12 protein-coding genes and 1 pseudogene are annotated in these 12,665 nt (G+C 43.1%); 2 read left to right on the top strand and 11 right to left on the bottom strand.

Annotated elements, in window-relative coordinates:
* Positions 1–101: 101 nt before the first annotated feature.
* Positions 102–461 (top strand): MerR family transcriptional regulator, encoded by a 360-nt coding sequence (locus NKT06_RS13475; RefSeq protein ID WP_091016682.1) that lies wholly within the window; start codon positions 102–104, stop codon positions 459–461.
* Positions 462–578: 117 nt separating this feature from the next.
* On the opposite strand, the gene NKT06_RS13470 is transcribed toward NKT06_RS13475, so the two are convergent.
* The 8 genes and pseudogenes from NKT06_RS13470 to NKT06_RS13435 all read right to left on the bottom strand — a co-directional run bounded on the left by NKT06_RS13470 (position 579) and on the right by NKT06_RS13435 (position 6,978).
* On the bottom strand, positions 579–1,160 hold the full coding sequence (locus NKT06_RS13470) for a GNAT family N-acetyltransferase (protein ID WP_253434918.1): 582 nt from the start codon (positions 1,158–1,160) through the stop codon (positions 579–581).
* A 35-nt stretch (positions 1,161–1,195) separates the two neighbouring features.
* Complete coding sequence (locus NKT06_RS13465) at positions 1,196–1,804, bottom strand: hypothetical protein (RefSeq protein ID WP_253434915.1); 609 nt, start codon at positions 1,802–1,804, stop codon at positions 1,196–1,198.
* Positions 1,805–2,058: 254 nt separating this feature from the next.
* A pseudogene (locus tag NKT06_RS31900) lies at positions 2,059–2,487 on the bottom strand (hypothetical protein); the annotation flags it as partial.
* Positions 2,488–2,765: 278 nt separating this feature from the next.
* On the bottom strand, positions 2,766–3,341 hold the full coding sequence (locus tag NKT06_RS13455) for a GNAT family N-acetyltransferase (protein WP_253434910.1): 576 nt from the start codon (positions 3,339–3,341) through the stop codon (positions 2,766–2,768).
* 20 nt (positions 3,342–3,361) lie between these two features.
* The gene (locus NKT06_RS13450) at positions 3,362–3,835 is read right to left on the bottom strand and encodes an NUDIX hydrolase (RefSeq protein ID WP_253434907.1); all 474 of its coding nucleotides are present in this window, start codon (positions 3,833–3,835) and stop codon (positions 3,362–3,364) included.
* Positions 3,836–3,984: 149 nt separating this feature from the next.
* On the bottom strand, positions 3,985–4,284 hold the full coding sequence (locus NKT06_RS13445; RefSeq protein WP_017688728.1) for a hypothetical protein: 300 nt from the start codon (positions 4,282–4,284) through the stop codon (positions 3,985–3,987).
* A gap of 118 nt (positions 4,285–4,402) precedes the next feature.
* Positions 4,403–6,139: an ATP-binding cassette domain-containing protein gene (locus NKT06_RS13440; RefSeq protein WP_253434904.1), complete on the bottom strand. Its 1,737-nt coding sequence runs from the start codon at positions 6,137–6,139 to the stop codon at positions 4,403–4,405.
* Positions 6,124–6,978: an ATP-binding cassette domain-containing protein gene (locus NKT06_RS13435; protein ID WP_253434901.1), complete on the bottom strand. Its 855-nt coding sequence runs from the start codon at positions 6,976–6,978 to the stop codon at positions 6,124–6,126. Before NKT06_RS13435 ends, NKT06_RS13440 begins: the two co-directional genes overlap by 16 nt.
* Positions 6,979–7,090: 112 nt before the next feature.
* On the opposite strand from NKT06_RS13435, the gene NKT06_RS13430 reads away from it, so the two are divergent.
* Entirely contained in the window at positions 7,091–7,681 is a 591-nt protein-coding gene (locus tag NKT06_RS13430) for a biotin transporter BioY (RefSeq protein ID WP_253434898.1), read from the top strand.
* Between the two features lie 101 nt (positions 7,682–7,782).
* Here the strand turns inward: NKT06_RS13430 and NKT06_RS13425 are convergent, their stop codons facing one another.
* The 3 genes from NKT06_RS13425 to licT all read right to left on the bottom strand — a co-directional run bounded on the left by NKT06_RS13425 (position 7,783) and on the right by licT (position 12,661).
* A complete protein-coding gene (locus NKT06_RS13425) occupies positions 7,783–9,252 on the bottom strand; it encodes an Msr family ABC-F type ribosomal protection protein (protein WP_253434895.1) in 1,470 nt (489 codons plus the stop codon).
* A 483-nt stretch (positions 9,253–9,735) separates the two neighbouring features.
* Positions 9,736–11,619, bottom strand: a complete 1,884-nt coding sequence (locus NKT06_RS13420) for a beta-glucoside-specific PTS transporter subunit IIABC (RefSeq protein WP_253434892.1) — start codon at positions 11,617–11,619, stop codon at positions 9,736–9,738.
* A 211-nt stretch (positions 11,620–11,830) separates the two neighbouring features.
* The gene (licT, locus tag NKT06_RS13415; RefSeq protein WP_215075086.1) at positions 11,831–12,661 is read right to left on the bottom strand and encodes a BglG family transcription antiterminator LicT; all 831 of its coding nucleotides are present in this window, start codon (positions 12,659–12,661) and stop codon (positions 11,831–11,833) included.
* Positions 12,662–12,665 lie beyond the last annotated feature (4 nt).

Raw genomic sequence — 12,665 nt, 5'->3', positions numbered from 1 at the left:
CAAATCCTTCTTTCCATAATTTGATTTATATTTAACAATGTTTAAGTTACTATGCTACACTTAGTGTAGGTCAAATTATTTTTATAAAAAGGGGGATTAACATGTTAACGATTGGAGAAGTAGCGAAAAAAGTTGAGATTTCAATTGGAGCGATCCGCTTTTATGAAAGAAAGGGACTCTTGAAACCTGCTGCACGAAATGAGCAGAATAACCGTCTTTATTTGGAGGATGATCTGAACTGGCTGGTTTTTATCAAATGCCTTCGTGAAACGGGGATGAGTGTGGAAGACATCAAAAAGTATTATGATCAGGTCAATGAAGGAACCTCCACCCTGAAGGAAAGAACCAAGCTGATTGAGGATCAAAAGCAAAAGTTGCTGAATGATATCGAGGAGAAAAAAGCGCAGCTTGTTCATTTGGATAACAAACTGGAGCGCTATTATCGAGGAGAAAATTTTTAACATAATCTTGTCCTATAGATTAAATGAAAGAAAAAGATCAGGCAGCCAGCAATAACTGTCTAACCTGATCTGAAGTGTTTAACCTATAGCGATTTTCAAGAGGATAAAAAAGTTCAATCAAAAAAGACCTTCGCGCTTACACAGTTGATAATGGATATAGGGTTCATCCTCGATCTCGATCAAATTTAACCGTTCAAAGTTACATTTCTGTATCACCTTATTGGATGCTTGATTGGTAATCAAAGCGATGGCATTTAATATTTCAACGTTTGTATGTTCAAACAAATACTGTGTCATCCCTTTTACTGCCTGCGTTGTATAGCCACGATTCCTGAAGTGTTTCGAAATACCGTACATAATCTCCCGATTGGGTGCTGGCAGTTCGTCCTTGATCCCTGAGCAGCACCATCCTATGAACTCATCATTCTCTTTAAGTACGATAGCCATACGTAAATATAACTCTCCAATATTGCCTCCCGCCATCACAGCTTGTTTAAAACGCTGATTCTCAGGAATTTCATATTCGGTGAGCCACAGGGTCCTCTCTTCCATTGTAGCGTTCCATCCCGGTAAGAATTCATACACCTCAGGTTGCCACGTAATTTCTTGCAGTTTCTCCAAATCCTCGAGTCGATACTCGCGCAAATAAATATCCTTGCAATCAATGATTAATTCATCACTTAAAATGGTTTGTTTCATAAGGTTACCTCCACATACTGATTTACGTTACATCATTATAGAAATAGTGCCGTGTACCATTGTCTTAAAGGCAATGCCTTGATATGTATAGCGTCAGGATCTTGGGTTTTTTCCAGATGGGGAAAATACTCTGGATATTGAGCCAAATATTCGCTAACACACCATCGAACCGACCAGTTTATATCTGTTGACCAATTTATCCAATTATGTATTTCCTCCTTTGGAGCATTTTGCAATAATCCATGCATATACCATCCACGCACTCCCCCTTCTGTTTCATTCATTAGATACACCCAATACAACTTTCGCTCTCGTTCGTTCATCGGTTCGCCGAGGGTCGATACTGCAATTTTACGAACAATAGCGGATGAATCCTTAGTGAAGCTCCACAACTCTTCACGTGATAATCCGCCCCTCTCCACTAAAACTGTTAAAGAGAGCGCTCTTTCGATATCATCCATTGAATGAATTGTGCTATAGAGATTTTGATTTTTTATACGTATCATTGGTAAAGTTTTTGTTATGTACCTTGGCTTATCTGCCCTGTTCATATAACGAATTGCATTCTTAACGTTAATTCGAGGAGCCAGGTTATCACCACTCTCAAGTGGTTCTCCATGCTCGACTAATAAATCTCTCAGCATCCCGGAACTTAAACTCGGAAATTGGGAGAACAAATGGGCCGCAACACCAGCAACAAGCGCAGCCGCTCCAGAGGTCCCACCATAAAAAGATACGCGCTGACCGAATCTTCAGTTTCATAAGAGGGAATTGTAAGGTGTAGTCTGGGCGCTAATATATCTGGCCTAAAATGACCATCTCCATTTCTGCCATAAGGTTCGTCAGGGAAAGGAACATGTAATGAACGATCAGCCTTTCCACGATCCACGTAGCCCCCTACTGCTAAATATTGTATTGGAGGCATGATGTTATTTAAACGTGTATTCCCATTCGAACAAATAACCAAAATGCCCTGTTGTACAGCTGTCGACAATGCTTTAACCGTTGAGTTTTCACTCGTATTTTTAAGATAAACTTCATTATCTAATGCCTGCCAACCAGTGCTTAAAATAATTTTTATATTCCACTCGAGCCCATGTTCAAGAATCCATTCCATTCCTTTTTTCAGACGTTCTCCTTCTCCAGTTGTAAATGCCCCATGATCTAAAACGATAAATGTTGCTGCTGGTGCAATCCCGACATGAATCTGTCCCTCTAATAGAATCGGTTGATGGGCCAAAGCTAGTACACTCATAAGGCCATGGTCACCTTTCCGATTATCCTCCTCCCTGTTCATAGATGAAATGTCTCGCATAGTGACAGTCATATTTTCATTTACGGTAACACATTTAATTCGTGTATTTAAGTGATTTACGAGATGATGTGGTTTAATTGAATCGATAATTACAATCCCCACACCCAGACCAGAAGTATGAAAATCAGGCCGTTCAGCAAAACCTAACCTTTTCCATGTCGGATCGGGTATCGCTCTATCCACACGATCACCTCTGATTTTGATATCATTAGAATATACTTTCACCTTCAACTTAATGTATATTACCATTTATCCAACCGAACATTGGCAGACTTCAAGCACCCTAGGAGTCAAACAAGCCCTTCTTTTGCCATAAACTCATCTTTGGTTAATCCAAAGAGGATCAGATCCTGGTATTTTCCATCCATATAGATCACCTGGCGGCGCACACCTTCCTGAACACATCCAAGTTTTCTCATCATCGCTGCGGAAGGTTCATTTCCTTGGAGTACATAATCATTAAATTTATTGAGCCTTCGCTCAAAGAAGGCATAGTTCAGCAAGATTCGAACAGATCTGGTTCCGTATCCTTTTCCTCGATGATCCCTGTCAATTTGAATGCCAATGCTAAAGGTACCGTTCCTTTCATCAATGCTGTTCAGGTTCACACCTCCGACATTCTCACCATCCATATTTACAATGGTAAACATGATCCGTCCTTTGGCTAAAGAAAAATCAGAGAAGTTTTCCGTGAAATTCTTCGCTTCGACATGGGTTGGCGGTAACTCTACTGCACACTCCAATAACCGACGAGCAGGTGTATCAAATCGGTTATAATAATGATCTTCCCAATCTTCCTCACGTATAGCACGCAATCTGACCTTATCATCCTGCCAGAAATATTGACTATAATCGATCTCTCTCATTTCGCCGCCCCCTGGATTATTTAATCTCCAACTTTAAAATTCATCTTACGGCTTTTTAGATCTTCTATAATTTGCTTATGCGTAGATAAAAAATGTTCTGGTATAGAATGTATATCAAAAAATCTTGTTTCTATGGATTCTTCACTTTCTTTTATAGTTCCAGAAAAATCTTTGCTTTTAAACATCACCTGCACTAATGCAACTTCATCTCCATTATCATAAACCACTTCGTACTGGGGCCCAGAATATATCGAGAATAAATCCAAGGAGTTCAGTATTAGACCAGTTTCTTCGTAAACTTCTCTCTTGGCTGTCTCCTCGACGCTTTCTCCCAGCTCCATAAAACCACCGGGAAATCCCCAGAATCCATTATCCGACCGTTTCTGCAATAGGATTCTTCCAGCCTTATCGAAGACGATTGCTCCTGAAACCACCATGATCACTTTGGAATTACCAACAAATGACCTCACATACTTAATATAGTCTTGCTCCATGAACAGTCTCCTTACCTTGTTTATATAGAATATAATAACCCATAATGTGGAATTGGAGGAGATTTGTTTTATTTAAGCACAAACGAAAACAGCCCCCGAACAGGACAAAACCCATCGGAGGCTGCGCTCTATTTTATATCCATATCACATTACGATTCTTCCGTGTATTGAGGTTTGGACACATTATCCGGAACCGTTTCGTCAAAAACATCCTGACCCGGATAATCCCGTACTTCTCCCTCGTGAAGCTCATGATTTTCGTAATCAAAACGATGTGCAGACCTTTGATCCACCCGCCACGGAGAACTTTTCCCTAGAGACTCGGATAACAGAGATGAACCGTAAGGACCCTCCGGGAATTCTTCAAGAGTGATATCGTTTCGCTGCGACTCCACCGTAGACACATCGGTATATTCTTGTCGTTCTTCACGCAAAAACTTATCTTTCATCGTTCGTCCCTCCTGATCCGCTTCCAGATGATCCACGCACACTTATTGTGAGCAAGGTCACATGCATTTATGCATGATCTTTGGAAAACACTGCGTTTATGATTGTAATCCATCACAATTAGCGAATCCATAATAATAGTACAAAACCAATGAGGCCAGCCATGCTAATCCAGGTATCACGCTTGGACCATACCAATAACGAAGAACGTGCGCCAAGCATAGAATGTTCTCTAACTTTACGCATTTCCATCGCAATGGTCATATCCTCTGCACGTTGGAACAGCGCCATTAACAAGGGAATCACCATCGGACCCAAGTCACGAATCCGCACGGTATTTGGTCTTAAAGCGACCTTTCCACGTGCCCGTACGATCAGTGAGAAACGCTGCCATTCACTCCAGATCATCGGGATAAATCGAAAGATTAACGATACAGCAAGAGCAAACGAAGCTACGGGCAGTCTGATCTTTTTACCGATCCCGAGTACCCAGTTCAGTCCTTCTACCATTCGCCCATAAGGCGTCGTCAGTGAAAACCATAAACTTGCCAACGTGACGATAAACAAACGATACACATTCAGCAAAGTGCCCTCTGCCTGCATCAGGGAAAAGCCAAAGTGCAGACCTCCTCCCTCTGTTGAAAGGGTTGTTCCAGATAGCGCCGTTGATATGATGAAAAAAAATAACAGTGGCTTCATTAACTTCATACAACCAGCTAAAGTCTGACGCGGAAGCACAGCAAGCGCGGCCACGACCGGCACCAGTGTTAACGTTAATCCCAACCAGCGCTGTTGCAGCATCGCTGCGGTGACAAGCAAAATATACAAAATCCATTTCAGACGCGGGTCCATCACGCCATATAGTCCACCTGAATGAGTCAAAGTGTTTGGAAGAAGCTTTGGATTGGCCCCTTCTATATTCTCAATCACATCGTCACTCTCTGTCACCGTAATTGCTGCTCCCAATGCCGCTTTTGATTCGTTGTGAACTTCCACCTCAACGAACGTAGACTGAATTATACTTTCAGCCATCTCTTCTGGCGTCATCCCGGTAAAAGGCAGATCAAGACCCGCAGCCCTCATCTGCTGTGCTAATCGCATCGAAGGTGGCAGCCCGATAACTGTCTGCTCCAGCAATTCAGGCCTATCGTGAAGTTCTCGCGGCGTAAGATCGCCTATTAGGCGACCTTCCTGCAATAACAATACCCGATCCGCACAAGGCAAAAATGTATCCAGATCATGGGTTGCTACCACGCACCCACCACCTGTCTGACGATGTTGCTCCAATGCATCCAGCAAAAGCCCGACACTTTGCGCTTCCAATCCGGCGCTCGGCTCATCCAGCAACAGCCAGTGTGGGTTAGTCGCAATGCCAAGAGCAAGACCTAGTCTGCGCTTCTCTCCCCCACTTAGAGCAAATGGCGACCTGTCCAGATGAAAACGTCGTTCCAACGCCGGAGATACTGGCGGGTCCCATTGGTTCACTGCTTTCGTAATCTGCTCTTGTTGCTGGCTCTCGGAGAGTCGATAAGGACGCAGGGAATATATGAATTCTCGCTGAATATTTCGGGCAAACAGTTGTTGTTCCGGAAATTGAAATACCAGACCCATTTGCAATAAAATCGACTGTTTCACTTTTCCTTCTTTCCAGAAAGGCATGCGATCTATCGTAATACTGCCTGCATCTGGAGGTTTCAGGCCAGCCAGCGTCTGTAGTAAAGTCGTTTTTCCTGAACCCGTACAGCCCAGCAGCAACGTGATTTCCCCACTGTTCAACTGAATATTTATATCTTCAAGCAGTGCACGTTTGCTCGATTCCGATCCTTCTATGCGTATATTGGTTAATTCGATCTCCAACTTGCGACCTCCTTAGCCAATTGTTCGGGCCTTAGTGGCATGGCTTCTAGCCTCATGCCTTTTTGCTTGAGCAATAACGCAGTCTTTACAGAGAACGGAGGGTCCAGCCCTAATCGTTCACAGGGAGATAGCTGCACTTTTTTCAGAATAGTCTTCTCATTCGTCTCTGTTTCATAGAAAAAGGATTCAGGTTTCCCGTCGTACACACAACGCCCTCGGTCAATAGCAATAATTCGATCACACAAGGTTGCTTCTTCCAGATGATGCGTAATCCAGATTACCGTTGTCCCTCGCTGGGTGATCTTCTGAACGGTGGCCTCAATGCGGTCTCTTGCTCCGGGATCAAGCATGGCTGTTGGCTCATCCAGAATCAATACGTCTGGTTTGGCCGCGAGCGCTACGGCAATATTAAGCAGTTGTTTCTGTCCACCAGATAACTGTGAGATGGCCATATCCGGGGGATATTGAAGTCCTACGGTATGTAATGCGTCCTTCCTTTGCTCCGATTGTTCTTCTACAGTATTCATGAATGGTGACAATGCATAATGAAATTCCTCTTCAATCGTGTCCCCCAATACCTGTGCATCCGGTTGCTGCAATACCCCTCGAACGGTAAGTTCATCTGAGATGTTCCGCACCCCTCCCGATAGTGGAATGAATCCGATGAGTAGCCCGGCAAGCGTACTTTTCCCACTGCCATTCGCACCAACAATACTAATCCATTCTCCTTGATGAAGCGTAAAGGAGACACCATCCAGCGCTTTCCTCACTTGACCATCTTCGGAAGCATAATGCACTCGGACATCTTCTAATGTAATGATAGGCAGGTTGTCTTGCATTTTAAATTAGCCCTTTCCCTTTCTATTTCTATGTGGTAAGATCCTAATCGTTAACCACATTTATTAACTTGGTTAACAATCATATTACCAAAATGGAGAGGATTGTTCAAACATGAAATTATCTTTACGAGGCATTGTATTCAGCGCACTTATGGCCGCAATATTAGTACTTTTTGGTTACATAAGCATTCCTATTGGATTCTCCCCTGTACCGATAACATTACAAACCTTGGCTGTCATGTTGGCTGGAGGATTGCTTGGCCCACTATATGGTTTCCTAAGCGTTACGATGGTTGTTTTGCTTACTGCTCTTGGTTTCCCTTTACTTCACGGGACCGGAGGGCTAGCCGTGCTTCTTGGGCCTACCGGAGGGTATGTGATGATGTGGCCAATCTCCGCATTATTGATCGGACTGCTCCTTGCACGTATCAACATCAAAGGTATCACAGGATTTATTCTCGCTTTTATTATATTCGAACTATTTGGTTCACTACTCGTATATGTATCGGGTGTCCCTTGGCTTGCTTATGCTTACAAAATGGACCTGCCTGAGGCTATGATTCAAGGATTTTATCCTTACATTATTGGGGATCTGATCAAAGCTGTATTTGCCACGATCATCATCGCACCAGTTCGCATGGTTTTCCCACCTCAACGTCTCACAGGTAACATGCATTCAACAGTTGTAAAAGCGGAGTCCTAACCGAAGCTATATGAAGTATTTAATCTGTCTATCTTTGAAAACAACAAAACCGCCAAAATCACTTTGGCGGTTTTCGTTACTTCTCTTCTTCTATAGATTTATTATATATTCACCTGAATTAATTGACGCTCTGTAATCTGAAATTGTTGATCCGCTGTATGTTCAATAAACCTCTGATCATGAGATACATAAAGAATCGTTCCTTCATACGCCTTGATAAAACGCTCCAACGCTTCCAATGCATGCATATCCAGAAAATTCGTCGGCTCATCCAACAATAGAATGTTATATTGTCCAAGAAACAAATGACATAATTGAAGACGAATCGCTTCCCCTCCACTTAATGTCCCAACACTCTTGAGCAAGTCATTCCCTGTAAACTGCATTGCGTGCAATGCACTTCTTAGTTCCGATTCCTCATATTCCGAACGATTTTTCAGGAATTGTAATACCGTCTCTTTCGTCGTGAAACGATAACTCATTTGCTGAAAATAACCAAGCTTTGCTTTTGGAGACATCGTGATCTGATCTCCAGCATGGAAAACATGGTTAAGCAATGTGCTTTTACCGCTGCCATTGGCTCCGGTTATCGCTATTTTTTGTTTTAGTGGAATTTGAAAACTTACATCCTGCAACAATATGTTTCCTCCCACCTCAAGCGTAAGGCGATCTGCCATAATTGGAAATCGGTTGTGCAGCTCCAATGTCTTCGGCTGACGGAAGATAATTGGCCGATCCTGCTGTACCGCACTCACCTCTTGAAGTTGTTGCATTCGTTGTTCAATCGCTTTAGCAGCACGATGCACTGCTTTTTGACTGGTACCTTTGGATTTCGTCTCAAACATACGATTTGCTTTGGCCTTGGATTCTTTTTTGGACATGCTTCCGGCCTGTGTTATTTTCTCGGCTTTCTTCATTTTCTCCCGGGCGGCCAGTTCCAATCTTCTTTTCTCCTTCGAAAATTGTTCGTGGGCCTGGTTCTGCTGTTCACGCTCCTGCCTTTTCTGTGCCTGATAGTCGCTATAGTTGCCGGAATATACGTGAACCTCCCCCTGATGAATTTCCCAGATCGTGGTTACCAGCTCATCCAGAACCGCACGATCATGACTGATCAACACGATTGCCCCATAGTAATAACGCAATTCATCCAGTAAAAATGTAATGCCCTCTTGGTCCAGATGGGTTGTTGGTTCATCCAGCAACAATACTTCGTGGTGATGAGTGAACATCTGAGCCAGTTTAAGACGGGTTTGTTCTCCTCCACTCCATGTCTTATCATGTTGAGGCACCGCTAATTTGCTGAGTAAAGCGCCGTCAACTTCCAGATTTTCGTTAGGCTGGGGAGGTTCCACTTGTTCCAAATAACCAAACTCTGCGTAACGTTTTACTTTTCCGGCTGTCGGCTGGATCTGTCCCGCAATGAGTTTCAACAACGTACTTTTACCCTGACCATTACCACCCACTATACCGATGCGATCCAGTTGATGCACGACCAGTCGCTCAATGCTCAATACTGCTTTATCCATAAAGGTCATCTCAACCTGCTCTAATTCAAAACATATCTTTTCCATATTCGCTACCTCCGAAATAAGATTTATTTCGTATCGATAGCGAAGCACACTTCTATCGATACGAGCTTATCGTGCCAGCTCGTATCAATAGAACAGTAATGTCATCATAGCGTTGTACCTCCTGTAGTCTCAACTGAACATCATGTCTGATCAAACTAATAATAAGTAAAACAAAAAATCACAGGCCAAGGCCTGTGATTCAATGTAAACGGGAAAACAAGTTAAACCATGTATATAAGGTCAGGATGATTGAAAATGACAGACTGGTCCCGCTTACTCTGAACGAACCGTCAGAGCCTTTGAACGTATTCAATTACCGATTCAAAGGAAGGAAACGCAATCTCATCGCGTGTGTCATGTTCAATAATCCACCTTTCATTATCATGTAATAGAAGTACATTTCTAATTATAATTTTCCAATTCCACCATGTCAACGGAACCAACAAAACTCTAATTCATTGAATTTGTATTGATTCTATTTTATTACTCTCCCTTTCCACTGTTCAACTTCAATAGAAGTTCCTGGCTATCAACCTGACCTGTAGCCTGCGGAATGACTTCCTCGTAGTTGGCGGAATTCGTGACTATAATCGGCGTTACGGTGTGGTACCCAGCAGCCTTAATCTGTGCAATATCGAACTCAAGCAACAGATCTCCCGCTTGGACCCTGTCCCCTTCCTTGATATGAGAGACAAAATGCTGCCCATCCAATTTAACAGTATCAACACCCACGTGAACCAAAATTTCAGCACCGGTGTCTGATACTACAGCCAAGGCATGTTTTTTCTTGAATGCAACGGTAACTGTACCGTCAAAAGGCGCTACCACTCTGCCCACAGCTGGCTCAATCGCAATCCCTTTACCCATTGCTCCTGATGCAAATGCCGGATCTGGAACTTCCGACAATTCCACAATCGTTCCCTGAATTGGGCTAAATACTTCTTCGTCTGAAGCATTCATTGTACGGGCAGGTTGCTGAGCAGATGACGTAGAATCGGATTTTGTTTCTTCTTCTTCAACCGGATCTTTAAAGCCCATGATGTACGTCAGTACGGCCGAAACAACAAATGATACTACGATACCCAGAATCAATCCTGGGAAACCTTGTCCACCTGGTCCGTAGAAGATTGGCAAGGTCAGCAACCCTGGTGCGCCAGACGCGAATGCCAATGTGCCCGCTTGTCCAATGATAGCTCCACCAACTGCACCACCGATAACTCCTGCAATGAATGGACGTTTCAGTGGTAATGTTACCCCATAGATAGCGGGTTCCGTAATACCGAATAATGCGGTCAACGTGGATGATCCAGCCAGCGTTTTCAGCTTTTTGTTCTTGGTTTTCAACATAACCCCAAAAGCTGCACCCGTTTGTGCAAAGATCGAAGCTGTCGCAGCCGGTTTAACACCATCCTGTCCATACACTGCAACGTTGTTGATAAATACTGGAATAAGACCCCAGTGTATTCCGAAGATAACGAGTAGCTGCCAGCTTGCACCCATAACAGCTCCAGCGAGCAATGGGCTGAATCCAAATGCGGCAACGAGTCCTGCTGCAATTCCATTACCAACGTATACGCCAAATGGTCCGAATACCAACAGTGTCAGCGGTACCATAATGACTAGCAAAAATAATGGTGTAACAAAGTTTTTCACGCTATCGTGAAGTGTTTTATTAAAGAGCTTTTCCAATTTGCTCATGACAATGACAGCTAAAATGATAGGAATGACCGTCGATGAATAGTTCATCAGAATGACGGGGATACCGAAGAAATCCGTTGGTGTTCCCTCTGCTTTCAACGTGACGATGGATGGATAGATCAGTGCTCCCGCAATCGTCATCGCTACAAACATATTACCCTGGAATTTACGCGCTGTTGTAACCGCTAACAACAGAGGCAGGAAGTAGAAGAGACTATCTGCTGCTGCATACAGGATCGTATATGTTGTTTCTGTCGTTTCCAGCCATCCGATATTGCTTGCGATCAACAATAACCCTTTTAGAATACCGGCTCCCGCCATAACACCCAGAAGTGGAGCAAAAATGCTGGAAATGATATCAATGATACCGCCAAGCCCCTTGGCTTTTTTGCTCGGTTTTTCTTTGTTTGACGAATCATCCAGAATGTTACTGATCTGTCCAATGGCACTATAGACTTCAGGTACCTTGTTACCAACAACAACCTGGAACTGTCCTCCATTTTCTTTGACTGCAATGATGCCTTCGATTTTCTCCAGTTTGGTTTTGTCTGCCTTGGCATCATCCTTCAATACAAATCGTAACCGTGTTGCACAATGAACAAGCGATTCCACATTCTTCTCACCGCCGACCAGTTCTACAATCTCTTTGGCCAGTTTCTCGTGACTCATAATCTGCACCCCCACTTTTTCTCAAACAGGCCTCTTACCGATTTTTTTGCACACAAAAAACCTAAGCCTTGAGTAAGGGGGCACAATGGTCCTGACCTTCTCATGACTTAGGTTTTGCCTGCATAACCAGTAACAATCCCAGTTAAATCGTATTCAATTCCTGTTAATCACATATTATTATAATTAAACCATTTTTGTCAACATTTAAATATTATCGATTAACCACTCGTTCAATATGAACCGTCAGATACAATTTTTCTTCATTGGTCAGCTCATGGTTGTACTCTTTTTTGACAAACAACTCAATTTTCTCCGTACACGCCGCGGCATCAGGATGCTTCTCCTTAATCATGTCATAGAAATGATCATAATTGTTGTCGTAATGCGTACCACTGAGCACACGCTGAGAGAAGAACTTCAAATGTGTAATGAAGCGAAAATAACTGAGAGAGTCCTCATCAAATTCCATTTTGAAATGATATTTCGCTATATTAATAATTTGCTGGATAAACTTCGTAATGTTCATCGTTGTAATGACTTCTTCATTCATCTCTGCGTTGACAATATGAAGGGCGATAAAAGCAGCTTCGTCGGGTGGAAGCTCAATATTCATGCGGGTGTTGATCTGTTCCAGCGTCCTCAGACCCAGCTCAAATTCGGGCTTGTACAACTGTTTGATCTCCCACATTAATGCGTTCTTGATCTCCACGCCTTCCCGATAACGTTCGATTGCGAAGTTAATATGGTCCGTAAGAGACACATAGATGTTCTCATTGAGCTTTCGGCCCAGATTCTCACGCGCATACGTGATAATCTCTTCCACAATTTCAATCAATTCCATCGGAACTTCACGCAGCAGCATTTTGAAATTATCGGATGTCTGTTTGTTTTTCAATGCAAATACTTTCTGGATGCGGGTCTCGTCTACTTTATCCCCCGGCTTTTTCTTAAAGGCAATCCCACGTCCCATCACCACAAGCTCTGCTCCATCGGCCTGATAAATGCTAATGACGTTATTATTGATAACCTTTGCTATTTTCACTTCA

Origin of the sequence: Paenibacillus sp. 1781tsa1 (assembly GCF_024159265.1) — a bacterium.
Taxonomy (GTDB): domain Bacteria; phylum Bacillota; class Bacilli; order Paenibacillales; family Paenibacillaceae; genus Paenibacillus.
This window is presented reverse-complemented; position numbering and strand designations above follow the sequence as displayed.